We start from the raw sequence: 21299 nt of genomic DNA, 5'->3' as shown, positions 1-21299 counted from the left end.
CCCCAGCAGCGCCGGGCCAACGAAAGGAAGCATGATCCATGCCCGCCCCGACCCCGAACCGGCCCGGAATTCAGACCAGGTGCCGACGCACGCCGGCCGACTGCCAACCGCACGACGCGGCGCTGGCAGCCCGGTTCGACCGACGTCCTGGACGGGCGATGAACGGCCCCGCCGCCTCCGAATGGCGGCCAGACCCGCTCCTGACCATCGACGACCTCGCGGCCTGGTTGGGCAAGCCCAAGAACACCCTCTACGCCTGGCACAGCCGAGGCAAGGGCCCTCGCGCCATCCGCGTCGGCAACACCCTGCGCTACCGGCGCAGCGAGGTCGAGCGCTGGCTCGAAGACCACACCGACGCGGAGCGGTGAACCATGGCCCGACCTGAACTGGCCATCGGCACCTCCGGAAAAATCCGGATCGAGAAACTCGGTCCGAAGAGATTCCGGGCACGCGCCCGGTTCCGCGACTACGACGGCATCACTCGCGACATCGAGGCCACCGACACCACAGGCCCGGCCGCCGAACGGGCCATGAAGGTCAAACTCCGCGACCGTGCCACCCCCACCGACGACGAGATCACCCGCGGAACGCGCATCAGCGCCCTCGCCGAACTGTGGGTCGAAGAGATCACCGCCGAGGAGCGCATCGCGCGACAGACCATCCACCGATACGCGACCAGCGTCCGCACCTCGATCCTGCCAGCCCTCGGCAACCTCCGAATCCGGGAAGCCAGCGTCGGACGCCTGGACCGGTTCCTGCGCGACATCGCCAAGGACCGCCCTTCAGCCGCCAAAGGCGTGAAGGTCGTACTCAGTCAGATGTTCGCTCTGGCCGTACGCCACGGCGTCATCCCACCAACCCGGTCCGCGACACCGGCCGACTCCGCAAACCCCGCCGCACCGTCGTCGTCCTGTCCGCCGAGCAACTCCAAGCCGTCCGTACGGCGATCCGCGACTGGCAGCGACCGATCCCTGGTAAGCCCGGGCCTCGGCACAGCGGCGACCTGGCCGACGTCGTCGACCTCATGCTCGCCACCGGCGCCCGTATCGGCGAGATCCTGGCCCTCCGCCGGGAGGACCTGGACCTCGCCGCCGAACGACCAACCCTGACGATCTGCGGAACGCTGGTCTTCATCAAGAGCCAGGGCTTCTTCCGACAGCCCTGGACCAAGAGCGACGCCGGCTAACGGAGGGTCGTCCTCCCCCGGTTCGCGGTCGGCATGCTCATGGCCCGCAAACTCACTGCCGCGGACAACCCCCACGACGCGATCTTCGCTTCCCGACGAGGCACCTGGCTCTCCCCCCAACAACGTCCGCCGTCAGTGGCGCCAGGCCCGCGCCGAAGCCGACCTCGACTGGGTCACCCCGCACACCTTCCGAAAGACCGTCGCCACCCTCATCAAGGAGGAGATCGATACCAAGAGCGCGGCAGCGCAACTCGGGCACTCCAGCGAGGAGGTCACCGGCACCTACTACATCGCCAAGCCGGTACAAGCCCCAGACGTGTCCGGCATCCTCGAACGGCTCGGCAGCCACCCGAGCAACCAAGGATCGTCGCCAGGAGAGAACGATGCACACCGAGCCATTTTCATCGTGACGGCGCAGGTCACGGGCGGTGTGGGAGGCCGGTGTCCAGGTAGGACGAGGCTCCCGGTAAGACAGCAATCGACCAAGATCAGATGCCCCAACCGGGAGCCTCGCTGTGCTGTCTTACCCTGCCGCGATTCCGTTGTCCACCCGCAGCCTGAACCACCTCGCCGCCCTCATCCGAACCCGCCGCCAGCAGCAACGYTCMSGGTGGCGACGCCTCGACCCCGAGACCGTTGCTGCTGGCAGATCGGCGACAAGTTCCTCATCCGCAGCAACTTCAACAACCTCTGCGTCTCCAACAAGGACGGCTCCACCGCCGGCAACAACCCCATCGTCCAGGAACCCTGCTCCGACATCGCCCGCATGCAGTGGCGCTTCAACGCGATCGGCAGCACCCCCACCAACCCGCCCACCACCACCCCGCCGCCGAACGGCAGGCCGACGGTGGCCGCGGACGGCAGCGGCACCTACCGCACGGTGCAGGAGGCCGTGGACGCGGTGCCCGCGAACAACACCACCCGGCGGGTCATCACCATCAAGCCCGGCACCTACCGGCAGGTGGTGCGCGTGCCGTCGAACAAGCCGAACATCACCTTCCAGGGCCTCGGCTCGTCCCCGTCGAACACCACGATCGTCTACAACAACTCCGCCCACACCAGCGGCACCTCGGGCAGCGCCAGCATGTTCGTCGACGGGGCGAACTTCGTCGCGGAGAACCTGACCATCTCCAACGACTACGACGAGAACACCTACGAGACCGGTGACCAGGCCGTGGCGCTGCACCTCAACGCCGACCGGGCGGTGCTGCGCAACGTGCGGCTCCTCGGCGACCAGGACACGTTCCTGGTCAACGACCGCACCCGCGCCTACGTGGTCAACTCGTACATCGAGGGCTCCACCGACTTCATCTTCGGCGGCGGCACGATCGTCTTCAACGCCTCCACCATCCACGAGAAGCGCTCGTCCGGCGGCACCATGACCGCCGCCAGCACCGACAGCGCCAAGACCTACGGCTTCCTGTTCTACCGGTCCACCATCACCGGCTCCGGCAGCAACAACACCAACCTGGGCCGCCCCTGGCGTCAGGGCGCCCAGGTGCTCTACCGCGAGTCGACCCTCAGCAGCGCCATCAAGACCAGCCAGCCGTGGACCAACATGGGCGACTCCACCTGGCAGAACGCCCGCTTCTTCGAATACCGGAACACCGGCCCCGGCGCGACCGTCAACGGCAACCGTCCCCAGCTCAGCGACGCGCAGGCCGCCAACTACACCCCGCAGAGGTACCTGGCCGGCAGCGACGGCTGGAACCCGATGTGACGTACCGGTCCGGCGTCGCGTCCGACCGGCGCCTGATCCCGCTCCCATCCGTGGCCTGAGCGGCCCGGACGGCACGGTGTGGCCGCCCCGGATCCCCGGGTGGCCACACCGTGCCCGGACGACGACGTCACCGAAGCCGGCCCCACCGGCGCGGCCGGCCGGATCTCGCGGAACTCGACAAGGAGGAACGTCATGGTGGGTAGAGGCGACCGGGGCCGGACCCGGCATCGACTGCGCCGCGTGCTGGCCGGCGCGGTCGCGACGCTCGTGGCGGCCGGGCTTCTGGTGGGGTTGGGCCCGACCGGAGCATCGGCGGCGGCCGACGACCTGAACGGATGGTACGTGCTGGTGAACCGCAACAGCGGCAAGGCGATGGACGACTACAACTACGCCACCACCGACGGCGCGGCCGTGGTGCAGTGGACCCGGGGTGACAGCAACAACCAGCAGTGGCGGTTCCTGGACTCCGGTGGCGGCTTCTACCGGCTGCTCAACCGCCACTCCGGCAAGGTCCTCGACAACGCCGGCTGGTCGACGTCCGACGGCACGGACATCGTGCAGTGGACCGACCGCAACACCGCCAACCAGCAGTTCCGGCTGGCCGACTCCAGCGACGGCCAGACCCGGTTGATCAACCGGCACAGCGGCAAGGCCGTCGAGGTGCAGGGCAGCTCCACCGCCAACGGCGGCAAGGTGGTCCAGAACAGCGACGCGGACCGGACCAACCAGCAGTGGCGACTCGTCCGCGTCGGCGACGTGAACCCCACCCCGGCCGCCCGCACCACCGCGTGGCAGGCCGGCCGCTTCGTCGTCGACACCCCCGACGTGGTACGCCGGTCCACCGTCGTGCTCAACCGGCCCAACACCAAAGCCAGCGAGTCCGTGCCGCTCGGCAACGGGTCGCTGGGCGTGGCAGCCTGGGCGGCGAACGGGTTCACCGCCCAGCTCAACCGCAACGACACGCTGCCCGACCGCAAGTCGCCCGGCTGGGTGGTCATTCCCGGGTTGAGCCGGCTGACCGGCGCCGCCGACTACCGGGGTTCGCTGGATCTCCACGACGGCACGATGCGCGCGTCCGGCGGCGGCATGACGATGACCGCGTACGTGCGCGCGGACGCCGCCCAGCTCGTCGTCGACGTCACCGGCGCGGACCCGAACAGCACGCAGAGCGCGCAGGTGAAGTTGTGGAGCCCGCGCAACCCCACCGCGCAGGCGTCCGGATCGGTCGCCGCGCTGTCGGAGACGTGGAGCGACTGCTGCGGCGGGGGCACCTCCGGGCAGACCTTCGGCTCGCTGGCCGCGGTCGGCGCGGCCGGACGCAACGTCACCGCGTCGACCCCGGACTCACGGACCGGCCAGGTGAGCTTCCAGCCCAAGGCCGACGGCTCGTACTGGGTCATCGTGGCCTCGCCCCGCTGGACCGGCGGCAACGCCCTCACCACCGCTACCAACCTGATCGGTGGCGACCTCACCCGGAGCTCGACGGACCTGGCCGCCGCCCATCTGACCTGGTGGCACAACTACTGGGGCTCGGTCGGGCTCATCAAGATCACGTCGGCCGACGGGTCCGGCGAGTACGTCGAGAACATGCGGACGCTGTACCTGTACAACATCGCCGCGAGCAACCGCGACTCCATCCCGGGCACCCAGGCCGGCGTGGCCAACCTGTTCAGCTTCGGCCAGGACCACCAGCCCTGGTACCCGGCGGGCTACTGGTTCTGGAACCTGCGCATGTTCGTGCAGGCTAACCTGAGCGCCGGCGCCTTCGCCCAGAACGTGCCGATCTTCAACCTGTACCGGAACAACGTGTCGGCCATCGCCGCGTGGACGAGCGCGCACTACCCCGGGCGGCAGGGCCTCTGCGTGCCGGAGACGATGCGGTTCAACGGCAACGGCACCTGGTTCCCCGGCAACGAGTCGTGCGACTCGACCATCGCACCCTCGTACAACTCGCAGACCGTCACCACCGGCGCGGAGATCGGTCTGTGGATCTGGCAGACCTACCTCGCCACCGACGACCGGTCGTTCCTGTCGGCCAACTACCCGGTGATGAGTGGCGCGGCCCGGTTCCTGCTCTCGCACGCCAGGACCGGCTCCGACGGCCTGCTGCACACCACCTCCAACGCCCACGAGACCCAGTGGGCGGTGAACGACCCGATCACCGACGTCGCCGCCATGCAGGCCCTCTTCCCCGTGGTGGTGTCCGCCGCGCAGACCCTGGGCGTCGACGCGGACCTGGTCACCCGACTGCGGGCGGCGATCCCGAAGATCCGTCCGCTGCCGCGGACCGACCACGCCACCCAGACCCAGGTCCTCGGCCCGTCCGCGGACGCGGCGGGCACCACCATGCTCGCGCTGTCGGCGCAGCCCACCGCGACCAAGCACAACGTGGAGAACCTCGGGCTGGAACCGGTGTGGCCCTACAACCTCATCGGTGACACCGGCAACCAGTCGGAACTGGCCAAGCGCACCTTCGCCCACCGCAGCTACGTCACGGAGAGCATCTGGAGCTACGACGCGCTGCACGCCGCCCGGCTGGGCCTGGGTGACGAGATGCGCACCGCGCTAAGCGCTAACATCGCCAAGTACCAGGTCTTCCCCAGCGGCATGGCGAGTTGGAACCAGCAGCCCGAGACCCCCTACCTGGAGCAGCTCGGGGTCACTGCCGCCGCCGTCGGCGAAGGCGTGGTGCAGAGCTACGACGGCACCGTGCGCGTCGCGCCCGGCTGGCCCAGCGGCTGGGACGTCGACGCCACCGTCCACATCCCGCACAGGGGCAAGGCGTACGTGCAGATTCGCGGCGGCGACCTGGTCACGGTGGCCGTCGACGCGGGCGCGACCGGCACCGTCACCGTCCGCAACCCGTGGCCCGGCCAGCGGGTGTCGGTCGTCACCGGATCGGGGACCACCGTGCTGAGCGGCCAGACCGGCGCCACGATCGCCGTCCCCGCCCAGGCCGGCACGGCGTATCTGATCCAGCGGGAGGCCGTACCGACCACGGCGCTGCCGTTCGCCCAGGTCGGCGGCGTCGCTGCCACCAGCCCGAAGAGCTGGAGCGGTCGCACGATCGGGCTGGCCCGATGACCGACATCGACCACCTCGTCAGCACGGGAGGGACCACCATGCGCGCGCCCTGAAAGGTCAAGGCGGTGACGGTGGCGGTCACCGTGGGACTGGTCGCCGCCACCGTCGCCACCACCCTGCCCGCCGAGGCGGCAGCCGTCGGATGCTCGGTCAGCCAGTGCGGGTGAGGGCACGGCGGGTGTCGGGCAGCCGGCGGGGTTTGCGGATTCGGTGGGCAGGGCTGTCCACGGCGGTGAGGTAGCCGTCGGCGATGGCCCGGTTGTAGAAGGCGCGGGCGGCGGCGATGAGATCGCCGGCGCGCCGTGCGCGCCATCGGCGGCAAGGGTGATCAGAATTGCGCCGGTCACGACGTCGACGTGCAGCATGAGGCCCGGTCTCCGGCCCAACGCCCGCAGCAGCCCACGAGCGGTGACCCGGCCAGCGGCGTCCGGGCGGCCCACGTCGAACAGCACGCCATCACCACAGCGGGCGACGGGCGCGGGCAGGGCCGGCAGCGGCGCCGGCTCCGGTACCGCGACGAGCAGCGGGGTTGGCACCAGTGCCTCGACGAGCTGTTCGTCGGGCTGGCGGGGGACGAGGGCCGCCAGAACTCACCGAGTCCCCCGCCAGGACGGACACAGCGGTGTCAGCACAGGCGGAAGCCACTCCCGGCGTCCGAGTGCAACGGATGCCGTTGGATTCGGTTCGTGTGTCAGGGGCTACGGCGCAGTGAGCGGAGCGCGGAAACCGCGTCGGTGGCGGCGAGCGCCCAGAGTACGAGCAGCGGCTGGAAGAGCAGGCGGACCGCCCGTGCCGCGTCGGTGTCCAGGCCGAATCCGTCACGCCCTTCGGTGAACTGAGCGATGTTGCCCGGGAAGACCGCGACGAAGAAGGCGGCTACGACCGCTCCGGTGAGGCCGCGTACAGGCTGTCTCCAAGCCGCGAGCATGGCCAGCCCGAGACAGATCTCGACAACTCCGGAGGCGACGACGACGAAGTCGGCGTCGAGCGGGAGCCAGGAGGGCACCTGCGCCAAGAACTCCTGGCGCGCGACTGTCAGGTGGGCGATGCCGGCAACGAGCAGCATCGCGCCCAACGCGACCTGGCCGACCGCGCCCGTCAACCGTCGGGCAAACGTGGAGGTCATGGTGTCTCTCCCGTGGCGTGAACGAGGGACGGACGGCCGGCCCGCTGCAGGGGCGGCTCCCACCACCCTAAGGACGGAAGGGGCAGTCCGGCTCCAGGTCGGGTACCGCCTCGGTCTGTCGACTGAGCTGTGGGGAGCCTCGGCCAAGGTGACCGGCACTCCCCCGACCGCGGCCACGGTCAGTTCCAGCTTTGGTCCAGGTGGCTGCGGGGACGCGGCCGAGGTCGCAGTCTTTGAGTCGTTGGGTCACGATGGCGACGACGACACCAGTACCGCGCCAAGACGGGCCCACCACCAGCGAAGGCTCTGACTCCACCATGTGCGGCTGGAGTACCCAGCGCGGTTCGGCACCAGAGCGCCTGGCCCCGTGGTCGGGTTTGCGATGATTTTGCGGTCAACCGCGCGGCGCTCGGTCCGCAGGAGCGTCGCGCCGCTGAGCTGCACGGTTCGGCGGCGCGGGGATGATGCCGTCGGGACGAGGCGTGGCCGCCGCAGTCGCAGCCGCAGGCTTGGACCTGCGGCGGTGGAGCGTGAGAGTCATGACCAGCACGACCAGCGCTCCGACGATCAGTCCGAGGATCGCGCTGGCCACCGTGTTGACGAGCCAGCCGACGAGCCCGCCGAGAACACCCGTGGCGTCGTGGGCGGCGACCTCCACGTGGTGCACGGCCTCGTACAGGAAGTGCAGGTTGAGCTCGTTCGTGCCGAGCAGCAGGATGTGCCCGCCCACCCACAGCATCGCCGCGGTGCCGACTACCGTCAGCACGGTGAGGACTACCGGCATCGCCCTCACCAGACCGCGGCCGAACGTGGCGACGGCGCCGGAACGTTGCGACAGGCGCAGCCCGGCGTCGTCCATCTTCACGATCAGGGCCACCACGCCGTACACCAGAACGGTTATGACGACGGCGACGGCAGCCAGGATCACCAGGCGGGACCAGAACGCCTCATCGATCACCTCGTTGAGGGTGATGACCATGATCTCCGCCGAGAGGATCAGGTCGGTTCGTACCGCCCCGGACACCAGTGTCGTCTCGTCCTGCACCTTCTCCTCGCCCGCGCCGTGGGCATCGTGATGGGCGATCTTGGCCCACACCTTCTCCGCACCTTCGTAACAGAGGTAGGCGCCGCCGAGCATGAGGATCGGAGTGAGCAGCCAGGGCACGAACTGACTGAGCAGCAGCACTGCCGGCAGGATGATGAAGAACTTGTTGCGCAGCGACCCCAGGGCGATGCGCTTGATGATCGGCAACTCACGCTCGGCCGCCAGGCTCCGTACGTACTGCGGCGTGACGGCAGCATCGTCGACGACGACGCCCGCAGCCTTGGCGCCGGCCTTCGCGGCGGCCGCCCCGATGTCATCGATCGACGCGGCAGCGGCTCGGGCCAGCACCGCCACGTCATCCAGCAGGGCTACGAGTCCACCGGCCAAGGGAAGGGGTCCTTCCAGGATTACGCAGAGTTCGAACCGACCCATTCTCGCTCATCGCCCACGCCCGCACCGCCCTCGACCCCGCCGGCTACCCGCACGTTGCGGCGGTGCACGCCGACGCGGACGAAGGATGGGCGGCGGCCGCCCCGTACGACGCCATCATCGTCACCGTCGAGACCAGCGACATCCCACCCGCCTGGACCGACCGGCTCGCCCCCCGACGGCGTCCTCGTCACGCCGCTGCGGATGCGAGGCCACACCCGCTGCCTCACCCTCGTCCACGACGGCGTACACCTCGTCGCCACCAATGCCTCGTCTGCGGCTTCGTCCCGATGCAAGGCGCCGGCGCCAACCCCGTCACACCACACCACCTACGCGGCGACGACGTCACCGCACCCACCCTCACGGTCTGCTCGCCGTCGACCGGCAGCGCGCAGCCGACCCGGCACCGCAGATCGTCGCCCCCGCCGGCCCGCGTACGACTCAGGACCTGACGGCGGAAGCCGGGCTGTCGGCGGGACCGCCGCGCGGCTGACCAGGAGACCGGAGGAGCACCCAGGTGCCGCGCACCGCGCGGACTCCGGCGACGTCCCGCCGGACAGGCCGCGGGAACCCGCGCCGTACGCACGGATTCCCGCGGCCTGTCCCGGGTACGCCGGGACTCGCCCTACCCCGTCCGCTGCGGGCCGACGACGGTCCAGCAGAGGCCGGCAGGGTCGCGCAACGTGACCTGGTGCGACGGGGCAGCCGGCGGCTCGACATGGGCGCCCGCGGCCACCGCCCGCCGCAGCACCGACTCGGGGTCCGTCCGCTCGATGGTCAACACCTCGTCACGGTTCGCGGCCACCGACGGGTCGCCCGCCTCCCACCACTCGCTCACGATCAGGCGATGACCGCCGACGGCCAGTTCCGCGTGCACGACATGCCCGTCGAGCAGGCACTCCCGTTGGATGGCCACGGCGTCGAAGACGTCCGTGTAGAAGGCGATCGCCTCGCTCGTGTCGCTGACCGTCAGGTGCGGTCCCGTCCGCTTGTCCTGTGCCCGCATGAGACTGCTGCGTCCCTTCGCTACTCGGCGATCCGGGTCCGGCCGGTCCAGCGGAAGACCACCGGCTCGACCGTCGTGGCGGCGGTGCCCCGCTCGAAGTGCTCGTACCCGCCGTAGTACAGGATCTTGATCTTCCTCTCGGCCCTGGACACCCGACGGCTGCGCAGATCGGCCGGCAGGCCGGCCGGGCCGCCCTCCAGGACGACATCGATGACGCCGGCGGCGTCCCGGGCGACCGGATCAGCTTGCGAAACGTCCTTCATGGCACGACCTCCGTCGCATTCCGCACACCCCACGAGCCGCCGCAGGGGCGACGCGGCTCGGTCCACACAGGTCCAACGACACCCGTTGCCGGGTGAACGGACGCTCCGCGGTCGAACGTCCTTGTCCGGTGAGCGGCCACCCGTTCAGCTCCGAACGTAGTGCAGATCACATTTCGTGAGCACCCTTAGCGCACCCCTAGAAACGGCCCTGGGCAGCGACGATGCCCGGACCAGCCCGGTCGGGAGGCGGGCTCACTCCCAGCGGAAGAACCGCGTCGCCCCCAGGGCGGCGACGGCGGCCGTGACGGCCAGGGCGATCAGCTGCGGCAGCTCGGGGTCGGCCCCCGCCCACGCAGCGCCGATGGTGTCGACAGTCGCGCCGAGCGGCGAGTAGTCGGCCACGGCCGCCAGGGCACCCGGCATCCGGTCGCGGGGCAGCCAGGCGCCGGCCAGGAAGAGCAGCGGGAAGAACAGCGCGGGGCCGATCGACTGTGCCGCCCTGGCCGACGGCGCCAGCGCCGCGATCAGCAGGCCGACGGCGAACAGGCACGCGACCCCGAGGAGGAAGGCCAGCACGAACCCGGGCATGTTGGCCGGCGCCGGCTGGTCCAGCAGGAACCGCACGGCGATCGAGGTGACCACCGCACCGAGCACGCCCATCACGAGGTTGACCACGACCTGGGCGACCAGCAGCAGCGCGGGCTGCACCGGGGTGGTCGCCAGACGGCGCAGGATCCGGCGTTCCCGGTAGATGCCCAGCGCCATCGGCAGGGTGAAGAGCGCGAGCATGCCGATGGTGAGAGCCAGCGCGAGCGACGGCAGGAACGTCTGCTCGGCGTGCTGGCCGGTGTCGGCGGCGGTACCGGCACGCTGCGGCAGGCCGAAGACGAGCATCAGGCCGATCGGCAGGGCGAAGACGAAGAACAACGACACGGGCTCCCGGAGGAACAGCTTCGTCTCGACGGCGATCAGCTTGGACAGGGCGCTCACGACGACCTCCCGTCGGTCGGGGACTGTGCGGCGGCGCGGCCGCCGCGGCCGGTCAGGGCGACGAAGGCGTCGTCGAGGGTGGGCTGCTCGACCCGCAAGTCCGTGTAGGTCGTCCCGCGCCCGTTGAGCACTGCCAGGACCGACTGGAGCACGTCCTTCGTGCCGGTCACCGTCACCTCCGCCCCGTAGCGGCTGACCCCGGTCACGTCGGGCGCGGCGAGCAGCAGGGCGTCCTCGACCGGCTCCGCCGGGCGGAAGTGCACCCGGTGCTCGCTGCCGACCCGGGCGAGCAGTCCAGCGGGGCTGTCGATGGCCACCATCCGCCCCTTGTCGATGATCGCGATCCGGTCACAGAGTCGTTGCGCCTCCTCCATGAAGTGGGTGACCAGCACGACGGTGACGCCGCGGTCGCGAATCCGCTCGACGAGATCCCAGGTGTCCCGGCGGCCCTGCGGGTCGAGGCCCGTGGTCAGCTCGTCGAGGATGGCGATCTCCGGCCTGCCCACCAGCGCCAGGGCCACCGACAGTCGCTGCTTCTGCCCGCCGGAGAGCTTCTGGAAGTAGGTGTTGCGCTGCTCGGCCAGGCCGAGGTCGGTCAGCAGCTCGTCGATGTCGGCCCGGTTGCGGTAGAAGGACCGGTACAGGTCCAGCGCCTCCCGCACCCGCACCTTGTCCGGCAGCTGGCTCTCCTGGAGCTGGGCGCCGACGCGCTGGCGCACCTCGGTGCGGTCGCGCACCGGGTCCAGCCCGAACACCCGGACGGTCCCGCCGTCGGGACGGCGCAACCCCTGCACGCACTCGACAGTGGTCGTCTTGCCGGCGCCGTTCGGGCCGAGGACGCCGAAGATCTCGCCCTGCTCGACGGTGAAGGAAACGTCGTCGACCGCGACCTTCTCGCCGTACCGCTTCTGCAGATGATCGACCTCGATGACCGGCATCTGGGGTGGTCCTCCTTCATGTGCGGTTCGCCGTCGGGAAGGCCGACCCCTCGGCTGATCGCGGCGACGGGCCGGACCCGGGCCGACCGACGCCCGACATCATCCGCGCAACCGATGCGCCGATCAACTGATCAGGTGACGAAACGGGGGTGTCGATGCGGGAAACCATCCTCCACAGGGGTGCCGCCCGGCGACAGGGGTGTCGCCCGGTCACGCCAGGTGTCCGGGCGTCCGTCCGGGCGGGCGGCGGCTCCGGGCGGCTTTCTCGTCCACGGGTCCGGTGTGGCTCGTCACCGCCGTGCCGGGCAGAGCGGCAGCAGCTCGTCGAGCCGGGTCAGAACGACGTCCGGGCCGGCCGTGCGCAGCGTCTCCTCGTCGGACTCGCCCCACAGCGCGGCCACCGCCGTCACCCCGGACGCCCGCGCGCTGGCCAGGTCGCTGGGCGCGTCGCCGACCATCAGCGCCTCCTCCGGCCGGGCCCCGAGCAGGTGCAGCGCCCGCCGTACGATGTCGGGCGCGGGCTTCGGGCGGGGCACCTCGTCCGAGCCCACCACGTGGTCGACGAGCGGCAACAGGTCGAGCCGGCCGAGCAGGTCCCGGGCGCGTACGCCGCTGCGGCCGGTGGCCACGGCGAGCCCGATCCCCCGCCGACGCAGGGTGCGCAGCAGCTCCGCCGCGCCGACGACCGGGCTGACCCGGTGTGCAAGGCGGTTGCTCTGCCGCACGAACGGCTCGGCGAGCGCCGCTGGCAGACCCATCAGCTCCAGCACCTCCGGCAGGTACCGGCCCGGGTGGCGGCAGTACTCCTCGACCGGGGCCATGCCGTCGCCGACCACCTCGGCGTAGGCGAGGGCGAACGCCTCTCTGGCCACGGCGAGGCTGTCGACCAGCACCCCGTCGAGGTCGAACACCACCGCCCGGACACCGTCGGGTGCCGCCGTCGCCCTCGCGACCACCGATGTCACCTCCCCGCCCGCACGACCGCCACGGCCGGTAGGGGTGGCAGGCCGCGGAGACCCCCGACTACGGTCAGGACCGTTCTTCCGGCCCACCGGCGCGGCGCACTCGCCCACCCGGATCCGGCGGTACCCCACGACCCTACCTGCGTCGCGGCCCCCGGCAGGGCTCGGACCGGGCCGCTGAGAGGATCGCACCATGCCGCTGCTGGGCTGGCTGACGAAGGGCACCGACGAGCACCCGGACGCGATCCGGGTCGACGGCCGGGCGGCGTCCTGGGTGGAGCTTCGCCGCCTTGCCACGGCGGTGGCCGACGAGCTGCGCGGCGTCGACCGGGTGGCGATCGAGGCCACCGCCACCCTGGAGACAGTGGTCGGCGTGGTGGGCGCGCTGACGGCCGGGGCGGCGGTCGTGCCGATCCCGCCGGACGCCGGGCCGATGGAGCGCGATCACATCCTGCGCGACTCGGGCGCGACGGCGCTGCTGGCCCCGGCCGGCGCGGAACGCACCGTCGGTGACGCCGGCCGGCCCGTCGTACCCGTCGACCTGACCCGCCGGTCGGACACCGTCCACCCCGAGCCGGATCCGGCCCGCACCGCGGTGATCCTCTACACCAGCGGCACCACCGGCGCCCCGAAGGGCGCCGTGATCTCCCGCCGCGCGATCGCCGCCTGCCTCGACGGGCTGGCCGACGCCTGGGCATGGACGCCGGACGACCTGCTGGTGCACGGCCTGCCGCTGTTCCACGTGCACGGACTCGTGCTCGGCGTGCTCGGACCACTGCGGCTGGGCGGCCGGCTGCACCACGTGGGCCGCCCCCGCCCCGACCGGTACGCCGCCGCCAACGGCACGATGTACTTCGGGGTGCCGACGGTGTGGTCCCGAATCGCCGCCGACCCGGACGCGGCCCGGGCGCTGCGTCCGGCGCGGCTGCTGGTCTCGGGCAGCGCGGCGCTGCCAGCGGCGGTCTTCGCCGACCTCGCCACCCTCACCGGTCACCGGGTCGTCGAGCGGTACGGGATGACCGAGACCCTGATCACTGTGAGCGCCCGGACGGACGGCCCACGCCGGCCCGGCACCGTCGGGCTGGCGCTGCCCGGGGTCCGTACGCGGCTGGCCGGCGACGACGGCACCCCGCTCCCGGCCGACGGGGCGACGATGGGCGAGCTCCAGGTCACCGGCCCCACGCTGTTCGACGGCTACCTCAACCGTCCGGACGCCGACGCGGCGAGCCGTACCCCGGACGGTTGGTTCCGCACCGGGGACGTCGCCACCGTCGACCCGGACGGCTGGCACCGGATCGTCGGCCGGGCGTCGACCGACCTGATCAAGAGCGGTGGCTACCGGATCGGCGCCGGCGAGGTGGAGGACGCGCTGCTGACGCACCCGGGGGTCCGTGAGGCGGCCGTGGTGGGCACCCCGCACCCCGACCTCGGTCAGCAGGTCACCGCGTACGTGGTGGGCGACGGGGTGGGCGAGGCCGAGCTGATCGACTTCGTGGCCCGGCACCTTTCGGCGCACAAGCGACCACGCGAGGTGCGCCTGGTCGACGCCCTGCCCCGCAACGCCCTGGGCAAGGTGCAGAAGACGCGGCTCAGCGCAGACGATTAGGACGCGACCGCCGGGACGCTGATCGCGGTGACCACCAGCCCCCGCTCGACCAGGAACCTGCCCGCGAACGCCCGCACCTCGGCCCCGCCGAACACCGGACCGGGCACCAGCAGCCGGGCCTCGAACGTGCCGGCCGGGTCGAACACGATGTCCGCCTCGGAGAAGTCCAGCCACTGGCCGGTGAGCGGGAACCACGCCTTGTACACCGCCTCCTTGGCGCTGAACAACAGGCGGTCCCAGCAGACGGCGGGGCGGACCGCGCCCAGCGTGACGGTGCGCGACCGTTCGGCCGGCAGGGCGATCGCTCCAAGCACCCCGTCGGGCAGCGGGGCGTGCGGCTCGGCGTCCACCCCGAGGCTGGCGAACGCCGCCCTACGGCCGACGACCGCCGCCCGGTAGCCATCGCAGTGCGTCATACTGCCGACCACGCCGTCCGGCCAGAGCGGGGCACCACGTGCGCCGGAGACGATCGGCGCCGGGGCGAGGCCCAGCTCGCCGAGGGCCAGCCGGGCGCAGTGCCGCACGGTGGTGAACTCCCGGCGGCGTTTCTCCACCGACCGTGCCACCAGCGCCTCCTCCTCGGGGAACAGGGTCACGCCGGCGGGATCGGTGAAGGCCTCGGACACCGCCACGGTGGGGGGCAGGATCTGCTCGATCACGTTGGCCGATGGTAGGCGCTGCGGCACCCCTCGCCTCGGCGGGCCTCGGCGACAGGTGCACCATAGGGGTCGGGTACGGGTGCCGGCCTGCACGGAACGGGTGCCACTCTGGGCGCCGTCCCGGTCCTGCGGGCGGGGCACCTGGATTTGGGGCGGATGGACGCGGGAATGGCGATGCTTACTGGCAAAGTGGTGCGGTTCGACGAGGTGCGGGGCTACGGGTTCATCGCCCCGGACGACGGCAGCGACGACGTGTTCGTGCACGCGAACATGCTCGACGGCGACAAGTGGGCACTGACGCCCGGCGTCCCGGTCGAGTACGACGCGGTGGAGACCGAGCGCGGCCCCAAGGCCGTGCTGGTGCGGGTGTCCGGCGTCGCCCCGGGTGCGGATCGCGTCCCGACGGCCGGTGCCGGGCTGTCCGCCCGGGCCGGCATCACGGTCGGCGGCGGGCGCAGCAGGGACAGCGGGCAGGCCACGGGCGGCGCGGAGGACGACGAGGGCCTGTGCGACGTCCTCTCCGAGCGGGCCTTCTCCGCGGAGACCACCGAGGCGCTGGTGACCTCCGTGCCGGACCTGACCGGAGCGCAGATCGTGGCGGTACGTGCGAGGATGCTGGAGCTGGCCCGGCGGCACGGCTGGGTGGAGGGCTGACCGTGGCGGGGGCGGGTCACCGCCGCCCGCTGTCCGGCCGGCTCAGCCGCCGGCGATCAGCAGGGACTTCCTGATCCGCCCGAAGGCGCTGCGCGGCAGCTCGTCGACGAAGTGCACCCGCCGGGGGCGCTGGCCCGCCGAGAGGTACCGGCCGACGTGGTCGATGAGCACCTGCGCGGTCACCCCCTCGGCGACGACGTAGGCGGTGACCTGCTCGCCGAGCGCGTGGTGCGGCGTGCCGACGACGGCGGCGTCGCGCACGCCGGGGTGGCTCAGCAACGCCTCCTCGATCTGCCCGGCGGGCATCCGCCGGCCCCGGCTGTGCACCACGTCGAGCCCGCACCGCCCGATGATCCGGTACGTGCCGTCGGGGGCCACGCTGGCCAGGTCCCCGGTGGCGTGCCAGCGACCGGCGGCGAGGCTCCGCCCGCCGACGTACCCGCTGAACAGCGTCGGCCCGCAGACGCTCAGCTCGCCCGCCGACTGGCCGTCGGCCGGCACCGGCTGGTCCTCGCGGTCCAGCACGCGCGTCTCGACGCCGGGCAGGGGGGTGCCGACAGCGCCCGGAACCGTACGGTCGCCGGCCCGCCCGGTCAGCGCGACGAGCGTCTCGGTGGTGCCGTAGGCCTGCACCGGCCGGTGCGAGGTGAGCAGTCGAAGCCGCTCGGCCACGGCGCGGGCCAGCGGGCCGTCCGCGGAAACGAGGATCCGCGCCGCGGACAGCGGCCGGGCCCGGTGGCCGTCCAGCGCTATCCTCGCCCACTGGTCGGGCGACGCCAGGTGCACGGAGCCGACCGGCCCGGCGGTGCCGGCGTCATCGAGGTGGACGAAACGGCTACCGGCCCGCAGCGCGCCGAGCAGGCCGACGACCAGACCGTACGCCCGGAACAGCGGGGTGCCCTGGACGACCACGTCCTCCTCGCTCCAGTGCCAAGCACGGGCCAGAAGGTCGAGGTCGGCGGCGATGGCGCGGCGCGAGATGCGCACCCCTCGTGGCGGCCCTGATGCGCCACCGGTGTAGAGGATGACGGCGTCGCTGCCCGGGGCGGGCTCGGGATGCCGCGTCGAGGCGTGTTCTCGCAGGTCGACCGGGATCGTGGACAGGCCGTCGGCCCCGGACGGGGCACGGCCGAGGATCACCGTCGCTCCGGACTGCCGCAGGATACGGCGGCGTTCGCGTTCGTCGGCGCCGGGAGGCAGCGGTACGAGCGGCGCCCCGGCGAGGAGGGCGCCGAGCATTCCGACCACCGCTTCCAGCGTCGGTGTGCCGTCGACCGCGACCGCGGTCGCGCCCCTGATCCGATCAGCGACGGCGGTGACGCAGCCCAGCAGGGCCTCGCTGGAGAGGGCTCTTCCGGCCACCGTGACCGTGTCGGCCCGATCCGCACCGAATCCACGCAGCACCGGCAGCAGTGTCATCTCCGCTATCCCCTGCGCGGGGCCGCAACGAGTCGCGGCGGCAGCTGGGACATCACGACGGCCACAGAACCCTTCAGGTCTCGGGCCTGCACGGCCCCATGTCCGGCTATCCAGACGGTGGAGACCGGGTGCCCCGAAATTAGGGCCGGGCTATCGTCGGGCACAACCCCTAGCCGCCGAGTCCGAATCCCCCTGTCCGGGCCTACTGGCCAGCTAGGACCGGATCCCGTCCGTCCGGACACAACGGCCGGCCCGAGCGCTCACTCCGGCTCGGCGAACAATGCCGAGACCGCATTTGTCCTCAGCGAGCGAAAATCGATCGGAAAACGTCTTTCTCAATGCCCGGCAGCTCGCCGTCACGACTTTATCGCATTGACGCGTGCCGCATGAGATCAGCCTTCAGGCCGAATGGTACCGCAGACCTACGCAACCAACAGGACACTCGGATGCATAATTCCTTTTCATACATAATCGCAGAATCTCCCAAACGTCCGAATCGTGGCCTGCCGACGCACACCAAGCCTCGACCGCCGGCAGGATCGGACAGGCATCGACCGCAGTTCCGGCATCGATGCCTTACATCGCAACAATCGAGCGCCTCCGGCAATTGCCGGAGGCCCGACCAGACCCCACAGCCCCACCCCGGGGGCGGACGACACCTCCACACCAGCTTCCGGCACCACGCCCGCCCGCGCCGTGATCGGCACGGGCGGGGTCACGAACGCCGAGTTCAACGACGCTGACGCCCAGCTCGACGTCTCCGCACGCCGCAACCGCGGGCGGCTTCGAACACCTCGGCGAGACCGACCGGCAACGCCCGGACGCCGGATTAGCACGGAAAAGCCCATTCGCCAATCAGCAGGCGGGCCGGATAAGCGGAACCATCGGCTCATGGGAGCGCTCTGTCACGGTACGGGACCAGCCGGCGACTTTCCGTCGCCACCCCCGGTCGGGTCACCCGAGACAAGTAACCCATGTTTGCTCATCCTTTACACGACTCGGCTTGCCGCCCAATTGCCCAACTGCCATACTCCCACCATCAAGGAGGTCGATAGGAAGTTTCGACCCCGAGGAAGCTGGGGAATTATCGCCGACGCACACGGGAACACGGCTCGCAGCAGCCAACCGGTCAAGTCGGTCGATGGCGCACCGGCAAAGCTCGACACCCGTCGATACTTGCCGACAACGGAATGGGTCAAGAATTGCCGGTCTCCAATTTGGTCGAGCTGTCGGGCCGCACCGGGCACGCGGCCCTCCCCCGGAGGGGGCGGTGATGGAGCTGACCGAGCGTTCAAGCCAGCTCGGCCTGCTGGAGCGCCGACTCGCAGACCTGCTCCGCGGCGGCACCTCGCCGACCGACCGGCCGGTGACCGTGCTGACCGGCCCGGTCGGCTCCGGCAAGACCGCGCTCTCACAGACCTTCGCCCGGCGCGCCTGCGACGCCGGAGCACGGGTCATCGGCGCGAGCGCCTCCCGCGCGGAGCGCAGCGTACCGCTGGAGGTCGTCCGGCAGCTCGTCCGCGCGGTGCCGTCGTGCGCCGCGGACGCCCCCGACATCCGGGCCCGCCTCGCCCGGCTGCTTGACGCGGGCGCCCTCGCATGGAGCGACGCCGATCCGGCGGACGCGGAGAACGCCCGGCTCACCGCCGCCATCGGGCGTGCCCTGCTCGAACTGACCTCGCGGGGGCCGCTGGTCATCGTGGTGGACGACATCCACCACGCGGACGTGCCGTCGCTGCGCTGTCTCGATTACGTGGCCCGGCGGCTGCCCGGCCTACCCGTGCTGATGGTCCTGACGGAGGCGCCACGCACCCGGCCGTGGCAGGCGGACGTGCACGCCGAGATGCTGCAACCGGCGACGCTGCACCGCATCCGCCTGCCGCTGCTCACCGCCGAGGGGACGTTCCAGCTGCTCGCCCAGCGGCTCGACATCCCGCTCGCCCGCAGCATCGCCGAGGAGAGCCACCGGATCAGCGGCGGGAATCCGCTCCTGGTGCATGCGCTCGCCGATGACCAGGCAGCCGCGCCACGGTCCACCGACGCCCCGGCGGTCGGCGAGTCGTTCCGGGAGGCCGTGCTGAGCTGCCTGTACCGCTGCGACCGCCTGGTGCTCAACGCCGCCCGGGTGCTCGCCGTGACCGGCGAGCCGCTGCACGGCAGCCTGCTGCCGCATCTCGTCGACGCCCGGTTGCACCCTGCGCTGGGCGCTGTCGACAAGTCGACCAGCGCGGGGCTGATCGACGAACAGGGGTTGCGCCATCCGGCGGTGACCCAGGCCGTGATCGACGGGATGACCGCCGAGGAACGCGTACGGCTGCATCTGGGAGCAGCGCGCCTGCTGCACGACGACGGCGCGCCCCCGGCCCGAATCGCGCCGCACCTGGTGGACATCGGCGAGCTGGCCGAAGCCTGGATGGCGCAGACCCTGCTGGACGCCGGCGAGCAGGCGCTGCTCGACGGCGAGGTGGAGACCGCCCTGCGGTACCTGCGCCGGGCGCACCGCAGTGGCGTCGGCGAGTGTCTGCGGGCGCGGATCCGCTCCGCGCTGGCGCGCGCCGAGTGGCGACTCGACCCGCAGGCCACGATCCCCCACCTGGTCAGCGTCGCCACCGCCATCCGGGCCGGGCACCTCGGCAGCCAACAGGCCGCCGGTCCCATCCAGTACCTCCTCTGGCACGGTGAGATCGACGAGGCCGTCGACCTGGTCAGGCACCTGAGCGAGCGGTCGGATCCCGCCGATCCGCAGTCCGTGGCCGAGCTGCTCATCATCACCGGCTGGATCTCGACGCTCTATCCCGGGGTCATGGTCGACCGGCCCGCGCCCGCCGTGGCCGCGCGGGATCCGCTCACGCTGGCCCGGGTCAAGCACGGGCTCAGCGGAGTCATCCTGCTGTCCGGCGTGCTGGCCCGGGGTGACGCGGGCGTGGTCGAGGAGGCCGAGCGGACACTGTCGACCACCGGGCCGGACGACGAATCGCACATGTGGAGGGTCATCTGCGCCCTCATCGCCATGATCTACGCCGACCAGCTCGACCTGGCCGACGACTGGTGCGACCGGCTGGACCGCCACCTCGCCACCCCGCACCACCCCACCCCCTCGGCCACGCTCACCGCCCTGCGGGCCGCCGTCGCCGGCCGGCTCGGCGACCTCCCCCGCGCCGGCAAGCTGGCCGACGAGGCACTGGGGCAGCTCTCGCCGAAAGGCTGGGGGGTGGTGATCGGGATACCCCTCGCCGTCCGGATACGGGCCCTGACCTTCATGGACCAGCTCGACACGGCGGCCGCCTGCCTTCAGGTGCCGGTGCCGCCGGCGATCTTCGAGACCCCGCTCGGGCTGCACTACCTGCACGCCCGCGGGACGCACGCCCTCGCCGCGGGAAGCCCCGAGGCCGCGCTGGCCGACTTCCAGCTCTGCGGGCAGCTGATGCAGCGGTGGCAGCTGGACTTCTCGGGCCTGGTGCCGTGGCGCACCGAGTCGGCTCGGGCACTGCTCCGGATGGGCCGCCGTCAGCAGGCGCGCAAGCTGGTGCGCGACGAGTTGGCCCGGCTGCGGCCCGTCCATGTCCGGTACCGGGCCGCGGCCCTGCGGGTTCTGGCCGCGACCGAGGAGGGACAGGAACGGATCCCGCACCTGCGCAGCGCCGTACGGCTACTGCGGCAGTGCGGCGACCGGATGGAACTGGCGCACAACCTTGCCGATCTCGGTCACGCCTACGAGCAGGCCGGCGACCGACGGCAGGCCCGCGCCGCGACCCGGTCGGCCCGGGCTCTCGCGGAGGAGTGCGGCATCCCGACGTTGTGGCCCAGCGACCTGTCCACCAGAGACGGTGCCACCGGCAGCCGGACGGGTGCGGCGGTCGTGGTCCAGGGCCTGACGGACACCGAATCCAGGATGGCCACCCTGGCCGCCCAGGGTCACACCAATCGTGAGATCGCCGAGAAGCTCTTCCTGACGGTCAGCGCGATCGAACAGCGAATGACGCGCATCTACCGGAAGCTGGACGTCAACTCGCGCAGCGAACTCGCCGGACGGCTGCGGTTCGACCGCCCCGGTACGACGGTGCTGGATCCGCTGACGCGGGGCACGGACCCCCCGGGCGGCCGTCCGTCCGGCCCTCGGCCGCGCTGATCCCGGTCGGGCTTCCGCACGGAACAGCCGCCGGGCGTCACGCGACCGTCGCCCTCGCCGACCGTCGCGAAGAGTTCGCTCAC

16 protein-coding genes and 2 pseudogenes are annotated in these 21299 nt (G+C 71.6%); 9 read left to right on the top strand and 9 right to left on the bottom strand.

The window, feature by feature from the left end; genetic code table 11:
* The first annotated feature begins 158 nt into the window (after nt 1-158).
* The 5 genes and pseudogenes from NMK34_RS13060 (at nt 159) to NMK34_RS13040 (ending at nt 5990) form a co-directional block, all read left to right on the top strand.
* Nucleotides 159-368 (top strand): helix-turn-helix transcriptional regulator, encoded by a 210-nt coding sequence (locus NMK34_RS13060; protein WP_030504821.1) that lies wholly within the window; start codon nt 159-161, stop codon nt 366-368.
* A 3-nt stretch (nt 369-371) separates the two neighbouring features.
* Nucleotides 372-1577: pseudogene (locus NMK34_RS13055) on the top strand (tyrosine-type recombinase/integrase); the annotation flags it as partial.
* A 124-nt stretch (nt 1578-1701) separates the two neighbouring features.
* A pseudogene (locus NMK34_RS13050) lies at nt 1702-1815 on the top strand (IS5/IS1182 family transposase); the annotation flags it as partial.
* A gap of 137 nt (nt 1816-1952) precedes the next feature.
* Nucleotides 1953-2906, top strand: a complete 954-nt coding sequence (locus NMK34_RS13045; protein ID WP_412098950.1) for a pectinesterase family protein — start codon at nt 1953-1955, stop codon at nt 2904-2906.
* A gap of 192 nt (nt 2907-3098) precedes the next feature.
* A complete protein-coding gene (locus NMK34_RS13040; RefSeq protein WP_318333589.1) occupies nt 3099-5990 on the top strand; it encodes an RICIN domain-containing protein in 2892 nt (963 codons plus the stop codon).
* A 691-nt stretch (nt 5991-6681) separates the two neighbouring features.
* Here NMK34_RS13040 and NMK34_RS13035 read toward each other — a convergent pair.
* Complete coding sequence (locus NMK34_RS13035; RefSeq protein WP_318333588.1) at nt 6682-7116, bottom strand: hypothetical protein; 435 nt, start codon at nt 7114-7116, stop codon at nt 6682-6684.
* A 394-nt stretch (nt 7117-7510) separates the two neighbouring features.
* The gene (locus NMK34_RS13030; RefSeq protein ID WP_412098875.1) at nt 7511-8515 is read right to left on the bottom strand and encodes a DUF808 domain-containing protein; all 1005 of its coding nucleotides are present in this window, start codon (nt 8513-8515) and stop codon (nt 7511-7513) included.
* 140 nt (nt 8516-8655) lie between these two features.
* Between NMK34_RS13030 and NMK34_RS13025 the strand changes: the two genes are divergently transcribed.
* Nucleotides 8656-9042: a hypothetical protein gene (locus tag NMK34_RS13025; protein ID WP_318333586.1), complete on the top strand. Its 387-nt coding sequence runs from the start codon at nt 8656-8658 to the stop codon at nt 9040-9042.
* Between the two features lie 173 nt (nt 9043-9215).
* On the opposite strand, the gene NMK34_RS13020 is transcribed toward NMK34_RS13025, so the two are convergent.
* The 5 genes from NMK34_RS13020 to NMK34_RS13000 all read right to left on the bottom strand — a co-directional run bounded on the left by NMK34_RS13020 (nt 9216) and on the right by NMK34_RS13000 (nt 12743).
* Nucleotides 9216-9596, bottom strand: coding sequence for a VOC family protein (locus tag NMK34_RS13020; protein ID WP_318333585.1), 381 nt, complete (start codon nt 9594-9596; stop codon nt 9216-9218).
* Between the two features lie 20 nt (nt 9597-9616).
* The gene (locus tag NMK34_RS13015) at nt 9617-9859 is read right to left on the bottom strand and encodes a DUF5988 family protein (protein ID WP_318333584.1); all 243 of its coding nucleotides are present in this window, start codon (nt 9857-9859) and stop codon (nt 9617-9619) included.
* A 252-nt stretch (nt 9860-10111) separates the two neighbouring features.
* Entirely contained in the window at nt 10112-10849 is a 738-nt protein-coding gene (locus NMK34_RS13010) for an ABC transporter permease (RefSeq protein WP_318333583.1), read from the bottom strand.
* Nucleotides 10846-11787 (bottom strand): ABC transporter ATP-binding protein, encoded by a 942-nt coding sequence (locus tag NMK34_RS13005; RefSeq protein ID WP_043322824.1) that lies wholly within the window; start codon nt 11785-11787, stop codon nt 10846-10848. The genes NMK34_RS13010 and NMK34_RS13005 overlap by 4 nt, the downstream gene beginning before the upstream one ends.
* Nucleotides 11788-12077: 290 nt before the next feature.
* The gene (locus NMK34_RS13000) at nt 12078-12743 is read right to left on the bottom strand and encodes an HAD-IA family hydrolase (RefSeq protein ID WP_318333582.1); all 666 of its coding nucleotides are present in this window, start codon (nt 12741-12743) and stop codon (nt 12078-12080) included.
* A gap of 199 nt (nt 12744-12942) precedes the next feature.
* Between NMK34_RS13000 and NMK34_RS12995 the strand changes: the two genes are divergently transcribed.
* On the top strand, nt 12943-14355 hold the full coding sequence (locus NMK34_RS12995; protein ID WP_318333581.1) for an acyl-CoA synthetase: 1413 nt from the start codon (nt 12943-12945) through the stop codon (nt 14353-14355).
* Here NMK34_RS12995 and NMK34_RS12990 read toward each other — a convergent pair.
* The gene (locus tag NMK34_RS12990) at nt 14352-15014 is read right to left on the bottom strand and encodes a 4'-phosphopantetheinyl transferase family protein (RefSeq protein WP_318333580.1); all 663 of its coding nucleotides are present in this window, start codon (nt 15012-15014) and stop codon (nt 14352-14354) included. The genes NMK34_RS12995 and NMK34_RS12990 overlap by 4 nt on opposite strands.
* Nucleotides 15015-15170: 156 nt before the next feature.
* Between NMK34_RS12990 and NMK34_RS12985 the strand changes: the two genes are divergently transcribed.
* The gene (locus NMK34_RS12985; protein ID WP_318333579.1) at nt 15171-15668 is read left to right on the top strand and encodes a cold shock domain-containing protein; all 498 of its coding nucleotides are present in this window, start codon (nt 15171-15173) and stop codon (nt 15666-15668) included.
* A gap of 42 nt (nt 15669-15710) precedes the next feature.
* Here the strand turns inward: NMK34_RS12985 and NMK34_RS12980 are convergent, their stop codons facing one another.
* Nucleotides 15711-17087 (bottom strand): AMP-binding protein, encoded by a 1377-nt coding sequence (locus NMK34_RS12980; RefSeq protein ID WP_318333578.1) that lies wholly within the window; start codon nt 17085-17087, stop codon nt 15711-15713.
* A 1273-nt stretch (nt 17088-18360) separates the two neighbouring features.
* Between NMK34_RS12980 and NMK34_RS12975 the strand changes: the two genes are divergently transcribed.
* Nucleotides 18361-21216 (top strand): helix-turn-helix transcriptional regulator, encoded by a 2856-nt coding sequence (locus tag NMK34_RS12975; protein WP_318333577.1) that lies wholly within the window; start codon nt 18361-18363, stop codon nt 21214-21216.
* The last annotated feature ends 83 nt before the right edge of the window (nt 21217-21299 follow it).

The sequence above is a fragment of the Micromonospora sp. BRA006-A genome (assembly GCF_033433935.1).
Lineage (GTDB): Bacteria > Actinomycetota > Actinomycetes > Mycobacteriales > Micromonosporaceae > Micromonospora > Micromonospora aurantiaca.
Note: the sequence above shows the minus strand (reverse complement) of the source record. Positions and strands in the feature narration are given on the sequence as shown.

Bases quoted from the DNA above. Each gene is read 5' to 3' on its own strand.
- NMK34_RS13060 (WP_030504821.1), top strand. From the start codon at position 159: ATGAACGGCCCCGCCGCCTCCGAATGGCGGCCAGACCCGCTCCTGACC.
- NMK34_RS13045 (WP_412098950.1), top strand. From the start codon at position 1,953: ATGCAGTGGCGCTTCAACGCGATCGGCAGCACCCCCACCAACCCGCCC.
- NMK34_RS13040 (WP_318333589.1), top strand. From the start codon at position 3,099: ATGGTGGGTAGAGGCGACCGGGGCCGGACCCGGCATCGACTGCGCCGC.
- NMK34_RS13035 (WP_318333588.1), bottom strand. From the start codon at position 7,116: ATGACCTCCACGTTTGCCCGACGGTTGACGGGCGCGGTCGGCCAGGTC.
- NMK34_RS13020 (WP_318333585.1), bottom strand. From the start codon at position 9,596: ATGCGGGCACAGGACAAGCGGACGGGACCGCACCTGACGGTCAGCGAC.
- NMK34_RS13015 (WP_318333584.1), bottom strand. From the start codon at position 9,859: ATGAAGGACGTTTCGCAAGCTGATCCGGTCGCCCGGGACGCCGCCGGC.
- NMK34_RS13005 (WP_043322824.1), bottom strand. From the start codon at position 11,787: ATGCCGGTCATCGAGGTCGATCATCTGCAGAAGCGGTACGGCGAGAAG.
- NMK34_RS12995 (WP_318333581.1), top strand. From the start codon at position 12,943: ATGCCGCTGCTGGGCTGGCTGACGAAGGGCACCGACGAGCACCCGGAC.
- NMK34_RS12985 (WP_318333579.1), top strand. From the start codon at position 15,171: ATGGACGCGGGAATGGCGATGCTTACTGGCAAAGTGGTGCGGTTCGAC.
- NMK34_RS12980 (WP_318333578.1), bottom strand. From the start codon at position 17,087: ATGACACTGCTGCCGGTGCTGCGTGGATTCGGTGCGGATCGGGCCGAC.
- NMK34_RS12975 (WP_318333577.1), top strand. From the start codon at position 18,361: ATGGAGCTGACCGAGCGTTCAAGCCAGCTCGGCCTGCTGGAGCGCCGA.